This window comes from Mucilaginibacter gossypii (genome assembly GCF_017569325.2).
In the GTDB taxonomy this organism is placed as follows: Bacteria; Bacteroidota; Bacteroidia; order Sphingobacteriales; family Sphingobacteriaceae; genus Mucilaginibacter; species Mucilaginibacter gossypii.
The window spans coordinates 6,170,173-6,186,187 of sequence record NZ_CP071878.2 but is presented as its reverse complement, the minus strand read 5'-3'; the positions used below and the strand labels follow the sequence as shown (position 1 = coordinate 6,186,187).

The window sequence follows — 16,015 nt, the reverse complement described above, 5'->3', positions numbered from 1 at the left end:
TTATTGTATATTTACTGTTTCGGGCATTTCAATTTTTTCGAGGTAGGTGCTTAATATGGACGGAAGAAAGGTTGCTTCATTATCATGCTTCAGCTTCGCCCATCGTTCAACTATCAGGAGTTTAATAAGGAAACTCATGACGGCTTCCACGGTGAAATAGTTAAAAAAGGTCATTTCTTCGAGCTTCCTCCATCTCAGCAAATCAATTTTTCTTTCCTGTTCAACGATATTTCCTGTTTCAATAATTTTAGAAAGGCCGCTCATAAAATCGATAGCCGATTCCGTGCTGAGATCAACCGATGGGTTTTGTTTCATTATTGCTGCCATTTCATTCGCTTCCATTAAGAATTCGGCAAATGGAAGTTGCTGCTTACGGTTCTTCATTAAAAGCAGCAGGTTTTTCAGGTTCAGTTCAAATTCCATCCACCGGTTAAGAAACCCGTTCCCCGAGTTCATGGCTTCCCTGAAATAGGCTTCGGTGAGCCTGGCTTCCCATACGGTTTCGCTGAAACGGTTCTTATTTTCGCCGAAAGCGGAAATAAACCTGTTCATATAATCCGGTAAAGCCCCATCTCCCGCAATTCCCTTTTTTAGCTCCTGGAGTGAATAGCACCCACCCGATGGTGTCGTCTCCTTTTTCCCGAGCAGTATATCGAGGAGGTTGCGGTTGTCGTTTGGATAATACAGGTAGCAGAGCAGTCTGAAATCATTTTCGCCTACCTGGTCTTTATGCTCATCCAAAAATGTTTTCGCAGAAAAAGGCAAATGCGCATCTTCCACAGAAATGTCCGGCAGGCCGGAGATCAGATAAAAATAATGCTGCTCAGACATGTTCGTTTTCTTTTGTACCGTAAATCCATTCCAATGTGCCCTTACGCAAATACCCCTTGAAGAATTCCTCAAACTCTCCGCCGGAAAAATCCACGTAGTAATCTTCATTTTTTACACCGATCTTAAAGCCGCTTTTAATTTTATTGTCAATTGTAATATCGACCCCGGCGCTTAATTCTTTTTTGATCCGCTGCTCAAAAAATTCCTTCAGCCGCGCTTCGTCATCCTGATTTAACAGCAATTCAAATTGGAATTGATCATCTGCGGGTTCCCACTTCCGAAGCACCTCGGAAATGATTTTTTGCAGGAATTCTTTTTCCGCCAAAGCATCATTGATCTCGCGGACGCTTGTCTTTTTGGTGATGACCGCGGCGAGTTCCGTTTTGACGGCGCTAATGGTTTGACTGGCGACAGCCTTCAGCTCGCTTTTTAAATTTTGACTGATCCGGTTAGTCTCAGCCAATGACCGTTCTTCCAGCCTGGCGATCTGTTGCTCCGCTTTTTTAAGCAGTTCTTCCGCCTGCCGTTTTGCAGCTTCAATGATTTGCTCTGCTTCATCCTTTGCCTTTTTAACCCCTTCCTGATAGACTTTTTCGACAAGCGGCTTCAGGTCTGCATTCAGGTAATCATTCGTCTCCATTTTTAATAATTTTTAAGTATAACCAACTGCATAGGTTTTAAATCCAGCCTGATATATCTGACCGGATTGGAGGGGTCGGGCGATTGCCGTATTTCTACATCAATTCCGTGGCCATATACCGGTCTCATCCACTGACGGTTGCGGTTCACCTCGCAGTCCACCAGTATGTGCTCTTCCTTTGTTTCCTCGGCGGAGGAATTATATACAAATACGATTTCCTCGCCAGCCAATATCCTGGAAAATGCCAGGGTGCATTTGTTGCAATCCGGCAAATGAAAGTTGATGCCGTCATTTGAGATTTCCCGCATGAACATCCTGCCAAACTTCAGCACATTATTCGTGCTCCTGAATTTTGCCAGTTCGGCTATGGCTTCATAAATGGAAGAATGCTGATTGAGAAGGTTGGTGGTTTTATCGCCTGGATTAAACAGGCATTCCCTGATATGAGTATCACCTTTACCGTGGCCGTCAAGGCCTTGTTCGGTACCGTAGTAGATACATGGCGTACCCAGGGCACAAAGCAGGAAGGCGATCCCTGCAATGATTTGGGCGGGTTCTGCATTGTATCCGTAACGGTGCTTGATGTCAGAACCAACCTGGTCATGATTGTCCAGGAAGGTTACCAGAAACTCACCATATTCGCCCCTGTCGAGGGCGCTTTTTTGGAGTTGTTTATACCGGTCGATCAGTTTTTCCGGTGAGTCAGCGCCCTTGATCACACCTTCCAAAGTGAAATACAGCTGAAAATCCAATACGGAATTTAAGCCATAATATATATTTTGGTCGTGATACGTCGACAGTGTCTTAGCCCCAATATAACGGCTGTACATTTCGTCAGCGCCTACGACCTCGCCAAAAAGAAAGAAATTTTCCTTGCCAAGAGAATAGGCATATTCCCGTATGGCTGAGCAAAAGCGGCTGATGGATAGTTCGCCCATATGCTTTACGGCATCCAGCCGGAAGCCGTCTATATCCAGTTCTCGTATCCAATAGCAATGAATATCAGCTAATATCTTTTGAACGTAAATAGCCTCGGCAGATTCATCGTTTTTGAATGCCTTTAAACCATAGAAATCCCCTTCCCTCGTTTCAGGGTAACTGTCAAAATTCCGGATCTGTCCTTTACGGCCATATAACTCCGGGTCGCGCAGTTCCACTGGCGCCGGTTCATCTTCATACCGCCATCCGCCGAAAGGAAACCTGAAACCTTTATAATAAAAATATTCGAGATCATCGGGGTAGCACCAGTTATCGCCGCTATGATGCAAAACAATATCAAGGAAAACACTCATGTTGTAACCGTGCGCTGTTTCAACCAGTTTTTCCATGTCTTCCTTTGTGCCAAAACGCGGATCTATTTCCAGGTAGTTTTCAATGGCATAACCGTGATAGGATTCCGGGTTATTTTTAAAAACAGGGCTTAGCCAGATCGCTGTACAACCCAGTTCTTTGATATAATCAAGATGGTCCGTGATGCCGCGAATAGTGCCCCCGCACGACTTACCCAATTGTTTTTCCTCGCCAAAGCCGGAATGCCTCACTTCAAATTCCATGCTTTGTCTTTTTTTGTTGTCATGAAAACGGTCAACCAATAAGAAGTAGATAAACTCCTCCCGCCATTCACGGTGACAATTCATCCAGTATTCTTTACCCGGCTTGGGGGATAGGTCTATATCTTTAATTGATTTCATGTGTTCTGAAAATTGAACTTTACAGAATAACCTTCTGCTTCATTTTAATTTTATACAGTTCGTTCATATATTTTTTTCTGTTTTATCTGACTTTATGACTGCGCGTTAATAAAGGCTTCACCGGGTACTCCGCTAATATTCTATGCACGGCAGGATGCAAATCCTGGCTGATAAATGAGAGGTCATAAATATCTCCTTCAGCCGTTCCGCGCCAAATAAGCTTGCCTGTTTTCCTGTCTATAAAAGCTAATGTGATGGCGCCATTTACATATTCCTGTTTTTGTGTGGCGGAATAAGCAACGGGATATGCAGGCCCGGGGTACGTGTATCTGAAAGTTGAATAATAATTATAATAGTAACCAAGGCGGTACGGGGAGTAATAATAGCTCCCATAGTAATAAGGGCTGTAATAATACGAGCTAGGATACGCGTTTATGACCCTTTCTTTTTTTGCATTGGTTATAATCAACTGCATCAGCACATCGGGATTTTCAGCATCAAAGGAATATCCTCTATCGCTGATACATTGGCCAAAATAATTGCGGATATTATTCCGGATAATTTCGTTATTATACGATGTATTGGCGGTATCCGCTTTATCCGGCAGCCAGGCAAAGGTCTTGTATTTGGTAAAATCAGCAGACCTGTCATAATCAGACGAAACGACATTGTAAATACTGCTGCATCCCGCAAGCATTATTATCATAATGCCCGTCGAAACCCACATACTCTTTTTCATAACTTATATATTTTATATATTTAAATGTTATTTAAATCACAATTTTCAGGTACAGAAAGCTATCAGGCTTCCCTGCCCAGTTTCCTGATCCGGATCAAGTTAAAACCCAGCATGATTAAAATGCCCCAAACAACGGCAACTATCGATGTAGCGATCAGTATCAGCCAAAGAGGGGCTTTGTCATTTGTGGCAAATAGTGTTCTTTTGTTAAAGGTGCTGGCGTATATAAATTTGGCCCCCCAGGGAACTTTTTTTTCTATTGATAAATTTCCATACTGATCGTTATCTACTATTTTGGCAACCAGGGTAATATTCCCCTTTACATCGCCGGGGATGCTATCCCGTTTAAAATCGCCGGAAGCTTTGCCGGTTGAATCAGTTGTAAAAGTTGGCTTTTCATCTATGGGCAGGTCCCCAAACCGGCGCTTTACAGCTAACACTATGTCAACACCTTTCACCGGCGTCCAAGTCGTATCTTTCATTTCAAACACGCTTGCCGTAACCGTCTTATCGCTGCCGGCATCAATTAAAATTTTTGCTTTTGTAATGCTGAGGTCGGCTTTTGCAGCTTCATATTTCGTATTCCCTTCAAAAGATGCCAGGAAAGTGTGTTTGACCGAAGTGCGCCATTCTTTCTGTAACGCGGATGGTATCATTGCGCTTGCTTCTCCATCTTCATTGGTAACCACTTTTCCAATCATGGTGCCGATGGAATCTTTATCTAGGAATAATTTCAGCCCGATGCCTGCTACATTCCGAAACTTCCTGTTCACCTTGGTTTTTACCTTTACCAAAAGGTATTGTGCCTGGTTGTTGTTGACAAAGTAATTAATGGCGATGCTTAATGTGCCCTTATCAGTAGCCTGCGAAAAGCCATAGTATCCTGAAAGCAGGAAAATAACCAATAACGATCCTCTAAATATTTTGTGCAGCAGTTTCATGATGGTGTTCAGTTAAAGTTTCTTGAATTGGAATAATTGGAAATATCCGGCTAAGCAGGGTTATGATCAGCATAGCCCCCGCTAATGAACCCATGCTGATTGCCCATTCTTCCCAGCTTGGGAAATAATAATGATACGCTTTTGGAACATCATGCATTGGCAGGAAGGGATGCAATAAAGTTGGCGTCACAATCAGGTAACGCTTAAACCATGCGCCAACCACCACCATTATACCTACAATAAACATCGGTAGCGGTCTCCGGCCCTTTTTGAATAATAAAACAATGATTGGCAGGATAATTCCCGTCAACACCGCGAACCAAAACATGGGTGCAAACGATCCTGACAATAGATCTTTTAAATAACCAGCCTCGGATTCCTTCATTTTAAAGAAGGGTGTTAAAAACTCATTGACATTAAAATAAAGGTATAGGAGGGCCAAAAGAACCAATACCCGACCCATTTTATCAAAATGATCCAGTGTAATGTATTTCTCCAGACTGTTGCATTTCCTGAAAATGTACATGGCAACGACAACACCTCCGGCTCCGACTAAAAACGCTCCGGCTATAAAATATGCACCAAAGTTGGTGCTGTCCCAACCCGGGCGGTAAGTTGTGGCAAATAACCAGGAGGTCACGGTGTGAATAGTAAATGCCACCGGTATGATCGTAATACAAAGCACATTAATGGCTTTTTTGCTCAATAAATATTGTTTGTGACTGCCTTTCCAGAAGGAACCGAGAAAGCTGTAGAATTTATATAGGGCTGGCCCTGATTTTTCCTTAAAGCGAAGCAGTATCTTAATATCAGGCAGCAGCGGATAATATAAAAGCAGGATACTTATAAAAAAATAAGTAGTAATTACAATCACATCCCACATGATGGGGGATTGGATGCGCGGATGTATAAATAAATTATAGAACCGCTCGGGGCTACCCATATCCACAATGATAATGATTGAGGCAAAAATGATAGCGGCCACGGCGATCATCTCCGCGATCCGTGTGAGCGGGGTACCCCATTTCACGCCAGCTAACCGGAATACGGCTGTTATTAAGGAGCCGACTAAACTTATGGCCACAAAAAACACAAAGTTTGATATATAGATACCCCATGAAACATAGTCCCTCATATTGGTAACTATCAAGCCATATCGCAGTTGACGATAATAGGCATAAACACCCACCAAAGAAATGGCTGTTAAAATGCCAACCCAGACTTTGCCGGTGGTATTAAACTTCCCCGGCAACAGATCCTGAATTATTTTTTCGTCGTCTGCTATTGAAATTGAATTTTCCACGATTGATTATTTTAGGTTAACTATTTTGTAACTTATCGTTTTCAAGCCCTGATTCAAATGGGAAGTTCCTGTTCACCGGCGGAAGGTAGTATACACTTGGTTTGGTTCCCAGGTCTTCCATCAGCCTGTACCCCCCTCTATCCCTGATCAGGTCGCTGAACCTGAACGTTTCGGAACCGTTGGACACCGAATCTTCATTCATATCGCCGAACAAGTAAACGTTGTTCGGACAAGCTGTAACGCAATGCGGTAATTCTCCCCTTCGCGTCATGTCAGCACAAAAATCACATTTGCCTACCGTTCCTTTTTTCTGAGGAAAGGGGGATTCGGGCGTGTAAGGCTCGCTTGCAATTTCGGTGGAGATTTCCGGCTCACCCCAGTTGAATACCCTTGTCGAGTATGGGCAGGCGGCCATACAGAAACGGCAGCCGATGCAGCGGTCGTGGTCAATTAAAACGATTCCATCCTGCCTTTTAAATGTGGCGTCCACGGGGCAAACTTTAACGCATGGCGGTTCATCGCAATGCATACAGAGCGTTGGCTGCCAGTATGGGGCAGTATGTTCTGCATCCTGCATCGGACGTACTTTTATCCAGTTCTGTCCCGGACTCAATTCATGGGCATGGTCACATGCGGCCTGGCATATTTTTAAATTTTTGCACCTGGAAAGGTCAATAACCATGACAAATTTTTTGCCCGGAATACCGACTCTTGCTTCAGTGTTGGATACCGGCGGCATGTGCGGGACTGGTTTAAGGAATGCCTCATCTACCTCGATCACTTCTCCGTCTACAGAAAGTAGTTTTACTGTCTTGCCTGAAGCCATGGCCTGTTCCTCCGCACCTGCTTCAAATGGGTCTTTTTTTTGCGTGCAGCCTGCTACAAGCCCGGCTACGGCCAAACCTGTTAACAGGAAACCCCTTCTTGAATTATTTTCTGGTTCCATCTCGTTTAATTTGAAAATGTATTTGACACCTATTTTTTGATCCATTGCTGGAGCTCGGTATTGGTCACTTTTTTCCTGTTTGCCGTCAGCAGCGACTCATCGACCTCGACCAGCCTGCCATCCTGTGTAAGCATTTTAACCGTTCTTTTTTTGTCGTCCGGTTTCCCGGGACCGGAAAGTTTCTTACCCGGGAAACGCAAACGGCCGGATGACGCAGCGGCTGTAAACACAGATAAAATGCTAAACAACCACAGAAATTTTCTTCTCGATGTCGTTTTTGCCCTGGCTATTTCTTCGTTATTGTTCATGACTTTTTTTGTTAGTATTTAATCAGATACCTTACCGACTTCATTTTGCTAAGTCCGCATTTACATTAGTCCTTCTGTTGCATAAACGCAAGTATCTTTTTATACTGATCGTCAGTGAGTACCGCCCGCTGACGCATGTGTAAATTAACTATACCCCATTCAGAACTCGTAAAAGCGGAAATAGGAGGGGCGTTATGACACCGCTGGCAATTTTCACTCCATAGCTGACTTCCGTCTTTACCTGCTACTTTTTTAGAAGTGACGCAGCTTTCAACTATCAGCACTATTGACATTAATGCAATAGCTGCTACGATGATTATATTCCTTTTCATGATGTTTAATTTTTAACTACAATTAATTAAAAGCCCACTGCTACCTGTACAAAAAATGTGTTGTTGTCTTTTTGCGATTGCCAGGCAGCTTTTACTACCGTGCGCCAGTTAAACCAGTAATCAATTCCATAAGTGTACTGTTGTATCTTAGCTGGCCCGAAAGGGTTGTTTGCCGGATTTAAGCCTGCATACCGGAAAACAAATTCCGTTTTCTTTAGAAACTTACTGGAGGACATCGTTGGCCGGTAAGCGGCTTGCGCAAACATGGAGTTACGTTTATTGTCGAAAGTATAGGTGGCAGCCGTGTCGGTCGGATTTGCATAGGCCGCTTTATCAATATTTTCGAAGTTCCACTGGCCTTTTACATCGAACGTCCCACCGATAAAATCCATCTGGTTGTTATAGGAGAGGTCCAGGGCGTATTGTTGCGCACCAACATTTTGGTATTGCGTGGTCCTTTCCCCCACCTTACCGGTTCTGAATGACCCGCCGATCTCCAGGGATGAATTCGCGAAGGGCAAAAAGCCGACACGCCCGCCGATAGTCTTGTTGTTGTTGCTGGCATCAATATTACCATACATCAGTGTGCCCTGCAAAGTTGGATCCGCCGGATCGGTCACTAACTGCGCATTATTGGACAAGTAAATACTATAGTTCATTGACGCAGATCCAAGGGGAATTCCCCCCCGCAGATCAATGCCGATTTCGCTCATCGGGCCTATGCCATACGGATCTTCTCCTGTACCAACGGGAAGGGTAGGCAGCTTATTGATCCAACCGGGATGCAGCCGGTCTTGAAATATGCCCCAGGGCGCAAGAAATTTTCCCGCACGGATGCTGAGGTATTTATTTACGATATAGGATGCATTTGCGTAGCCCAATTCAATACTTGTCTCGGCTCCTTCCAATTCAGTCTCCAGCTCGGCTTCTACCAGGATTTTCGGATGCGGTTGCCAGAGTAAAATAGGATCAAACACCAGGTTGGTAAAAGAAGACTGGTCCTTCCTAATCGCGACAGAAATGCCGGTATACCCTACAAGAGCGAATTTACTGTTACTTGAAACTTGCGATTCAACAGTTTTCCTGACGACACTGTCAACATATTCAGGCGTAACTTGCGCCTGTACCGAACACCAGGCTATTAGCAAGCCCGCCAGCGATATTATTAGTTTCCTTTTCATAGCGCTGTAATTATTTTAATGTTCTTAAATAGGCAACAACCTGCCATGCCTGCTCTTCGGTTAGTTTCTTTTTGAAACTTGGCATGTCTTTTCTTCCCTCTTCTACTTTCCAGAACAGAGCGCCGTCACTTTGCCCCTGTGTTGCAGCAGTTGTAAAATCACCTGGCTCTGTATTTAAGGTCGCGGCAGATTTTCCGTCACCCTTTCCTTTTTTTCCATGACAGGACTGACAATGCTGGGCATATACGGCTTTGCCGGCGGTTATGGTCGCATCATCCGCCTTGAGCGGGCTTTTTTTGGCATCGGCAGTTGCCGGGGCTTTCCAAAGCGTTTGCTGATAAAAGGCACTGGTTGCAACCAAAAGCGGGCCTACAAGAATTAACAGTAGAGATTTTTTTGAAGCTATATTTTGAAGTAACTTTTTCATGATTATAAATTTTATTTGTTAAAAAATGATTTGCATAAAACAACTTCCAACAGCACACTGCCGACAGGCGAATGAGTTGCCTTTATTTTGCTATTTTAAACTACTTTCAAAAACCCTGATTACCTTATACATTTTGTGAAAACCATCATAGGCAGCCAGTTCGTCATCCGTTTTGAAGTTTTCATCCAGTGTATCATGGAATTTATGATTGTCGGGAAATGCTGCCTTCAGGTTACTCTTTGTTAAAGGCTGCGGGACAGAAGATGCATTGGTGCTGAAGAAGTAAACCGAATAGTGCCTGACGTTTCCTTTGCTTGCGGTGGAGATCTTTGAAAAAGCGTAGAGCAATAAGGATTGTCCCTCGGGATTAAGCACCTTGTATTCCTTATTGTCAACAAATCTGAAAACCTCACCGGTCGTGCTTTTATAACCGTAGGTACTGTTCTTGTCCATGAAGTAAGCCTTGCCCTCATGTACGACTTTTATTTTACTTGCGCTAAATAAAAAGTCGTCGTTGATCTTATGCTTTTCTGTTTTGTAATTTATAGCATAGGACAATTTTTTTTGCTGAAAGTCGGCGGCGGTCCTGTAAATTCCGCTGCTGTCTTTTTGGGCAAATGAACTCTGCGATATGGCAAGGAAACCTCCGGCCAGTATCAAAAAACATTTTAATTTTTTCATTTTAATTTTTTTTATTTATGATCACCTGGCAACAAACTTAGCGTACTTTAATCCCGCCGTTGTTCGCCCGGATGCTCTTATTGTTTGATATATTGATTTGTCAGGTTATCCAGGTTATTCCTTGGCGGTGAGGGGTTTAGCTGGTACTCATGCGGTGTTTTACCGATCTCTCTCCTGAACTGTGTTATAAAAGATTGCGGGCTGTTATAGCCCAATTTATAGCCAACCTGGGTAATGGATAATTGCTTTTGAATCAGCAACTCCTTTGCCTTCTCTAAACGCAGTAACAGTAAGTACCTTTCGAGTGTTAAACCTTGCGATTTTGAAAAAACCCTGCTTAAATGAGAGAAACTCATTTGCATATCACGGACTACAAACTCTGATAACTTGATTGGCTTTTCATTATCCATCAGCTCGTCCCTATACCGGAGAAGCAGCGCTTTAAGATGGCCAACAATTTTTTCCTGATGCGTTTCAGAAAGATAAAATTCCTTTTCGTTCAGTTTTTTTTCAAAGTTATTTTTGTCTTCAGCACTCACTTTGCCCTTAAGAACCAGTTCACCCAGTTTAATTGAAATCACGGGGTATTTAATGCCCTTTGTTAGCTTCCGTACTATTTCAATACATCTTTGGCAGCACATATTTTTGATATGCAAATAAGTCGCGTTCATCTTTTTATTTTAAACTGTTGTTAAAAACCCGGTTCAGTTTATATACTTTGTGAAAGCCATCATAAGCCGCCAGCTCTCCATCTGTTTTGAAGTTCTCATCCAGCGCATCATGAAATTTATGGTTGTCCGGGAATGCTGCCTTCAGGTTTTCCTTTGTTAAAGCCTGTGGTGCTGACGCTGCGCCGGAGCTGAAAAAATAAACCGGATAAGTACGAAACTGCCCTTTGCTTGCATTGTTAATTTTGGGGAGTTCATATAACATCAGCGGCTCACCGGGATTCAGCACTTTGTACTCCGTGTTGTTGGCAAATCTGAAGACCTCTCCCTTGGTGCTTTTATAGCCATAGGTACTGTTCTTGTCTAATGTATAGGTCACGCCTTCATGGATGACTTTTATTTTGCTCTCATGAAAGAACATTTCGTCCTTTATTTTATGCTTGCCTGTTTTGTAATTGATAGCATAGGATAATTTTTGCTGCTGGAAGTCGGCAGGTGTTTTATAAATGCCGCTGCTGTCTTTTTGGGCAAAGGAAGGCTGGGATATGGCGAGAAGACCTCCGGCCATTATCAATAAGCTAAATAGCTTTTTCATTTTTACTTATTTTAATTTTCGTGATTATTGATAGAACTTTAGAAATAAAGCAACTATATCCCCGATTAATCAAATGAATCGCCATTGCCGGCAAATAGGACTATCTTCATTTACGGACCCCTTGCGTTAAAGGATCGATAAATAATTTAAGTCGAAAAGACCTGGTACTAACGTGGCATTCAGAAAGATCAAAAGGAAACGCTAACCATGCAGCCGAAGTGGCGGTTAGACAAAGGATCACTCAAATCAGGTAAGTGCAATTGAAAATATAAACGGATGTTTTAAGCCGGTCAGGGGGCCGCCGGTAGTTGTTATAAGAAACAACCTGGTGCCCGCGGTTATTTAACCACGAGTGAGTGGTAACATAAGGGCTGAGTATGTCTAAAGCTGGAAATAACTTTACATTCAAATTAAACCCGGGCTCGCCCCAATGCCGATCCTTAATCTTGAGATATTGCTTCTTGGTTTTACAGCATCCGTCGGACGCCATTTTGCAACCGTCATGATGTTTAGGCCCCGGGGAAAGGGAAGTCGACAATAATACGCCGCAACAATAATAGCTATTAACCGTTAACCCAAGGTTGGGTAACAGATAAATGGCTGTTAATAATATGAGCGTTGCGCGTTTCACCTTTGAGATTAAATTAATAACATTTTACTTATCAGATTACTTATTCAGAATCGCATTATCAAATTTTTAACTTGCCAAGCATTTGTTCGAGAGCGGCCCAGTCTTCTTCCCTGTACGTGATCTGATCAATACAGTTTTGGAGTTTACTTTTAAAAAGATGATCTACTCCCTTTTCCCGTTTTTTTGCCGGCCTCAAATATCTTTGAACAGTATTCATTTTTGATATAAATTGAAATCCTGTTCAAATCTATGGTCATATCCTGGCAATTAAATTGATCGCGGACATTTGGAAATGTGATTGTGATCATTTTTTATGATCGCAGATGGAGTGTTTCTGAACCTCACGATGGATGACCCCGTTCTTGTAAATTTAAAGGTTCTATTGTCCTCCATCAGAAAGTATAATGATACCCGTCATTTTTCATCGGCATCCCTGCACTGATATTTGATTTATGGATTCAATCTTGAACACAGCTATTCGTTATAGCTGCTAACAGCAATTAAATGACCGATACACCGGATACCTATATTTTAGCGGTAAACTGCGGTTCTTCAAGCCTGAAGTTCTGCCTGTATCGTTCTGCACCTATCCAAATTGAATTTTCAGGCACTGTCAGCACCATTGGGGCTGATAATAGCCGGCTTGAAATAAAGGATAGTGCTTTTAATATTCTGGAAAACCGGGTTGCGCATTTTAAAGATATGGACGCCGCAGCCAATGTGATCATTGACTGGCTGAAAAACAGGCAGCACCGTTATCCGCTGGTTGCCATAGGACACCGGATCGTACAAGGCGGCCCGGAACACCGCCAGCCGGAAAAAATAATCGATGAGTTATTGCAAACCTTACACCGGTATATTTACCTCGCCCCAAATCACCTTCCGGATGAGATCAAAGTCATCAGGGCATTTCAATCAGCTTATCCTCATACCGCGCAGATCGCCTGTTTTGATACCTCTTTTCACCGTGATATGCCTTCTTACGTTCAAAATTACCCGCTGCCAGCTGAGTATAAAGATAAAGGCTTAATGAAATATGGTTTTCACGGTATATCCTACCAGTACATCATGCAGAAACTGGCTGATGAATATGAAGCGCTTGCCGCGCAAAAAATCATTATCGCCCATTTGGGGAACGGGGCCAGTATGGCGGCAGTAATAAACGGATCAAGCTTTGACACGACAATGGGCATGAGCCCGATGGGGGGCCTGGTCATGGGTACCAGGTCAGGCGACCTGGATCCCGGTGTATTATTATACCTCTTAAATCAATATCAATTAAGCCCAGCCGAGCTGGACGATTTGCTGAGCAAACATTCCGGTTTAAAGGCCATCGCGGGTGTGAGCGATGTGCAGGAATTGCTTGACATGGAGGCTGACGACATCCGGGCAAAAGAAGCCCTCACCACTTTTTGTTATTCGGCCAAAAAGTTTATAGGCATGCTCGCTGCTGCAATGGGCGGGCTGGACATATTGGTATTCACCGGGGGTATTGGCGAAAACTCGTCCGTTATCCGCGACCGGATTTGCAGGGACCTCGATTTTATAGGTATTGATATAGACAAAGAAAAAAATCTGGAGAACACCCCACTGATTTCTAAACAGACGAGCCGGGTATCCGTCCGCGTCATAAAAACAAATGAAGAATTAATGATCGCAAATCTCGTTGCCGGGGTATTAGATCGAGCCGTTAAAAATTAAAAATATGAAAACTGAATTGATTAAACCGGAACCATTGTCGCCCGAACTGCTTCAAAAAATGAATGCCTACTGGCGCGCAGCCAATTATTTATCAGTCGGGCAACTTTATTTACGCGATAACCCTTTGCTTAAAGAGCCGTTGAAATTGGCGCATGTAAAAAATATGCTGCTGGGGCATTGGGGTACAACGCCCGGGCAAAACTTTATTTATACCCATTTAAACAGGGTAATCAACCGGTATGACCTGGATATGATCTACGTCTCCGGGCCGGGGCACGGCGGACCGGCGGTAGTTGCGGGCACTTACCTGGAAGGTACCTATAGTGAAGTTTATCCGGCTATTTCACAGGATACCGATGGCCTGAAAAGGCTTTTTACGCAATTTTCCTACCCCGGTGGAATTTCCAGCCATGCTTCACCGCAGACACCAGGCTCTATACACGAGGGGGGCGAGCTGGGCTATTCCTTAAGTCATTCTTTTGGCGCTGTCCTTGACAATCCCGATCTAATCGTGGCCTGCGTGGTCGGTGACGGCGAGGCCGAAACCGGCCCGCTGGCTACCGCCTGGCATTCCAATAAATTCTTAAACCCGATTACAGATGGCACCGTATTGCCGATCCTGCATTTAAACGGGTATAAAATATCTAACCCTACCGTTTTAGCGCGGATAAGTCACGAAGAGCTGGAACAGCTGTTCATTGGCTATGGCTGGACGCCCTATTTTGTCGAAGGCGATGAGCCGGAGGCTATGCACTGGGCAATGGCGGCAGCATTGGACAAAGCAATTGAGCAGATCCGGCAAATTAAACAGGATGCTGTTGGCCAGGAGAAGCTAACGCGCCCGCGCTGGCCAATGATCATTCTAAGGTCGCCAAAAGGATGGACGGGGCCCAAAGAGGTGGACGGGTATAAAATAGAAGGGAATTTCAGGGCTCACCAAATACCGCTGGCGGTTTCCGCCGCTGCCCCGCCTGAACATTTGCAATTGCTGGAAAGCTGGATGAAAAGCTACAAGCCGGAAGAGCTTTTTGACGAAAACGGGCGCTTGAATCCGGAACTGGCAGAACTGGCACCAAAAGGACACAGGCGAATGGGCGCAAACCCCCATGCAAATGGAGGGCTACTGTTACATGAGCTGCGTATGCCTGATTTTAAGAAATATGCCGTACCCATTCCCGTTCGCGGAACCGGCGGCGAAGGAGACACCTATGTTTCCGGGCGCTTCCTCCGGGATGTGATCAGAGAAAATCGTGACAAACGAAATTTTAGGATTTTCGGCCCTGACGAAACTGTTTCAAACCGCCTGGATATTGTGTTTGAAGCGACTAACCGGCAATGGCTCGGACCGGTTGATGAACATGACGAATTTTTATCTTCATCGGGCGGTGTAATGGAAATGTTAAGCGAGCATCAATGTGAAGGGTGGCTGGAAGGTTATTTGTTAACCGGCAGGCACGGACTGTTTAACTGTTACGAGGCGTTTATACATATCATTGACTCCATGTTTAACCAACACGCCAAATGGTTAAAAACAACGCGTGAAATCCCTTGGCGAAGAAATATAGCTTCGTTAAATATTTTATTGACATCAACGGTATGGCGGCAGGACCATAATGGATTTACGCACCAGGACCCCGGCTTTATCGATCATGTTGTTAATAAAAAGGCGGACATCGTGCGGGTTTACCTGCCGCCTGATGCCAACTGTTTGTTATCGGTTACCGATCATTGCCTGCGAAGCTGTCATTATGTAAACGTCATTGTTGCCGGCAAGCATCCTGCGCCGCAATGGCTGACCATTGATGAGGCGATTGAACATTGCACCCGTGGGATCGGTATATGGGACTGGGCCAGTGATGACCAGGATTGTGAGCCCGATGTGGTGATGGCCTGCAGCGGTGATGTGCCGACCCTGGAGACATTGGCAGCCGTGACCATTTTGCGCGAACATTTACCCGAATTGAAGATCAGGGTGATTAACGTGGTTGACCTTTTCAAACTCGAAAAGAATACGGAACATGCCCACGGTTTATGCGATAAAGATTTCGATGAGCTGTTTACCACCAGCAAGCCCGTCATATTTGCCTTTCATGGGTATCCCTGGCTGGTACACCGGCTAACCTACAACCGGGCAAACAATGCCAATATCCATGTCAGAGGTTATAAAGAAGAAGGAACCATAACGACTTCGTTCGATATGACCGTTTTAAATGAAATGGACCGGTTTCATTTGGTAATGGATGTGATCGACCGGCTGCCCCAAACCGGCAGCAAGGGCGTTCATTTAAAACAACAATTGATGGATAAGCTAATTGAACACAAACAATATATCAGGGCGAATGGTAAGGACATGCCGGAAATATTGGATTGGAAATGGACCGATAGGACAGAAAGTTAATA

The 16,015-nt window shown here is 44.1% G+C and carries 17 protein-coding genes; 2 read left to right on the top strand and 15 right to left on the bottom strand.

Annotated features, from left to right (window positions below):
* The 15 genes from J3L18_RS26430 to J3L18_RS31145 form a co-directional block, all read right to left on the bottom strand.
* Entirely contained in the window at positions 1-831 is an 831-nt protein-coding gene (locus J3L18_RS26430) for a DUF2764 family protein (protein WP_166091203.1), read from the bottom strand.
* Positions 824-1,471, bottom strand: a complete 648-nt coding sequence (locus J3L18_RS26425) for a hypothetical protein (protein WP_129568277.1) — start codon at positions 1,469-1,471, stop codon at positions 824-826. Before J3L18_RS26425 ends, J3L18_RS26430 begins: the two co-directional genes overlap by 8 nt.
* Before the next feature lie 2 nt (positions 1,472-1,473).
* The gene (locus tag J3L18_RS26420; protein ID WP_129568276.1) at positions 1,474-3,162 is read right to left on the bottom strand and encodes an alpha-amylase family glycosyl hydrolase; all 1,689 of its coding nucleotides are present in this window, start codon (positions 3,160-3,162) and stop codon (positions 1,474-1,476) included.
* Positions 3,163-3,244: 82 nt separating this feature from the next.
* The gene (locus tag J3L18_RS26415; RefSeq protein ID WP_129568275.1) at positions 3,245-3,901 is read right to left on the bottom strand and encodes a DUF4136 domain-containing protein; all 657 of its coding nucleotides are present in this window, start codon (positions 3,899-3,901) and stop codon (positions 3,245-3,247) included.
* Between the two features lie 62 nt (positions 3,902-3,963).
* Positions 3,964-4,842, bottom strand: a complete 879-nt coding sequence (locus tag J3L18_RS26410; protein ID WP_129568274.1) for a hypothetical protein — start codon at positions 4,840-4,842, stop codon at positions 3,964-3,966.
* Positions 4,817-6,145: an NrfD/PsrC family molybdoenzyme membrane anchor subunit gene (gene nrfD, locus J3L18_RS26405; RefSeq protein ID WP_223266107.1), complete on the bottom strand. Its 1,329-nt coding sequence runs from the start codon at positions 6,143-6,145 to the stop codon at positions 4,817-4,819. Before nrfD ends, J3L18_RS26410 begins: the two co-directional genes overlap by 26 nt.
* Positions 6,146-6,161: 16 nt before the next feature.
* Entirely contained in the window at positions 6,162-7,091 is a 930-nt protein-coding gene (locus J3L18_RS26400) for a 4Fe-4S dicluster domain-containing protein (RefSeq protein WP_129568273.1), read from the bottom strand.
* A 29-nt stretch (positions 7,092-7,120) separates the two neighbouring features.
* Positions 7,121-7,399 (bottom strand): hypothetical protein, encoded by a 279-nt coding sequence (locus J3L18_RS26395; RefSeq protein ID WP_112658738.1) that lies wholly within the window; start codon positions 7,397-7,399, stop codon positions 7,121-7,123.
* Positions 7,400-7,464: 65 nt separating this feature from the next.
* Positions 7,465-7,731: a c-type cytochrome gene (locus tag J3L18_RS26390; RefSeq protein WP_112658736.1), complete on the bottom strand. Its 267-nt coding sequence runs from the start codon at positions 7,729-7,731 to the stop codon at positions 7,465-7,467.
* 26 nt (positions 7,732-7,757) lie between these two features.
* Entirely contained in the window at positions 7,758-8,912 is a 1,155-nt protein-coding gene (locus J3L18_RS26385; RefSeq protein ID WP_112658734.1) for a hypothetical protein, read from the bottom strand.
* A 10-nt stretch (positions 8,913-8,922) separates the two neighbouring features.
* Complete coding sequence (locus J3L18_RS26380; RefSeq protein WP_112658732.1) at positions 8,923-9,339, bottom strand: c-type cytochrome; 417 nt, start codon at positions 9,337-9,339, stop codon at positions 8,923-8,925.
* A gap of 90 nt (positions 9,340-9,429) precedes the next feature.
* Positions 9,430-10,020 carry a hypothetical protein gene (locus tag J3L18_RS26375; RefSeq protein WP_129568272.1) on the bottom strand — a complete coding sequence of 197 codons (591 nt, stop codon included), beginning with the start codon at positions 10,018-10,020 and terminating at the stop codon, positions 9,430-9,432.
* 77 nt (positions 10,021-10,097) lie between these two features.
* Positions 10,098-10,691 (bottom strand): helix-turn-helix domain-containing protein, encoded by a 594-nt coding sequence (locus J3L18_RS26370; RefSeq protein WP_129568271.1) that lies wholly within the window; start codon positions 10,689-10,691, stop codon positions 10,098-10,100.
* 4 nt (positions 10,692-10,695) lie between these two features.
* Entirely contained in the window at positions 10,696-11,283 is a 588-nt protein-coding gene (locus J3L18_RS26365) for a hypothetical protein (protein WP_129568270.1), read from the bottom strand.
* Positions 11,284-11,524: 241 nt separating this feature from the next.
* Positions 11,525-11,914 carry an HYC_CC_PP family protein gene (locus tag J3L18_RS31145; protein WP_438861465.1) on the bottom strand — a complete coding sequence of 130 codons (390 nt, stop codon included), beginning with the start codon at positions 11,912-11,914 and terminating at the stop codon, positions 11,525-11,527.
* Between the two features lie 504 nt (positions 11,915-12,418).
* Here J3L18_RS31145 and J3L18_RS26360 point away from each other — a divergent pair.
* Together J3L18_RS26360 and J3L18_RS26355 are read left to right on the top strand one after the other, a co-directional pair.
* A complete protein-coding gene (locus tag J3L18_RS26360; RefSeq protein WP_129568269.1) occupies positions 12,419-13,615 on the top strand; it encodes an acetate/propionate family kinase in 1,197 nt (398 codons plus the stop codon).
* A 4-nt stretch (positions 13,616-13,619) separates the two neighbouring features.
* On the top strand, positions 13,620-16,013 hold the full coding sequence (locus tag J3L18_RS26355) for a phosphoketolase family protein (RefSeq protein ID WP_129568268.1): 2,394 nt from the start codon (positions 13,620-13,622) through the stop codon (positions 16,011-16,013).
* The last annotated feature ends 2 nt before the right edge of the window (positions 16,014-16,015 follow it).

Excerpts from the sequence above, each read along its gene's own strand:
- J3L18_RS26390 (WP_112658736.1), bottom strand. The coding sequence starts at position 7,731 with ATGAAAAGGAATATAATCATCGTAGCAGCTATTGCATTAATGTCAATA.
- J3L18_RS26415 (WP_129568275.1), bottom strand. The coding sequence starts at position 3,901 with ATGAAAAAGAGTATGTGGGTTTCGACGGGCATTATGATAATAATGCTT.
- J3L18_RS26430 (WP_166091203.1), bottom strand. The coding sequence starts at position 831 with ATGTCTGAGCAGCATTATTTTTATCTGATCTCCGGCCTGCCGGACATT.
- J3L18_RS26400 (WP_129568273.1), bottom strand. The coding sequence starts at position 7,091 with ATGGAACCAGAAAATAATTCAAGAAGGGGTTTCCTGTTAACAGGTTTG.
- J3L18_RS26420 (WP_129568276.1), bottom strand. The coding sequence starts at position 3,162 with ATGAAATCAATTAAAGATATAGACCTATCCCCCAAGCCGGGTAAAGAA.
- J3L18_RS26425 (WP_129568277.1), bottom strand. The coding sequence starts at position 1,471 with ATGGAGACGAATGATTACCTGAATGCAGACCTGAAGCCGCTTGTCGAA.
- J3L18_RS26410 (WP_129568274.1), bottom strand. The coding sequence starts at position 4,842 with ATGAAACTGCTGCACAAAATATTTAGAGGATCGTTATTGGTTATTTTC.
- J3L18_RS26385 (WP_112658734.1), bottom strand. The coding sequence starts at position 8,912 with ATGAAAAGGAAACTAATAATATCGCTGGCGGGCTTGCTAATAGCCTGG.
- J3L18_RS26355 (WP_129568268.1), top strand. The coding sequence starts at position 13,620 with ATGAAAACTGAATTGATTAAACCGGAACCATTGTCGCCCGAACTGCTT.
- J3L18_RS26395 (WP_112658738.1), bottom strand. The coding sequence starts at position 7,399 with ATGAACAATAACGAAGAAATAGCCAGGGCAAAAACGACATCGAGAAGA.
- J3L18_RS26375 (WP_129568272.1), bottom strand. The coding sequence starts at position 10,020 with ATGAAAAAATTAAAATGTTTTTTGATACTGGCCGGAGGTTTCCTTGCC.
- J3L18_RS26365 (WP_129568270.1), bottom strand. The coding sequence starts at position 11,283 with ATGAAAAAGCTATTTAGCTTATTGATAATGGCCGGAGGTCTTCTCGCC.
- J3L18_RS26370 (WP_129568271.1), bottom strand. The coding sequence starts at position 10,691 with ATGAACGCGACTTATTTGCATATCAAAAATATGTGCTGCCAAAGATGT.
- J3L18_RS26380 (WP_112658732.1), bottom strand. The coding sequence starts at position 9,339 with ATGAAAAAGTTACTTCAAAATATAGCTTCAAAAAAATCTCTACTGTTA.
- J3L18_RS26360 (WP_129568269.1), top strand. The coding sequence starts at position 12,419 with ATGACCGATACACCGGATACCTATATTTTAGCGGTAAACTGCGGTTCT.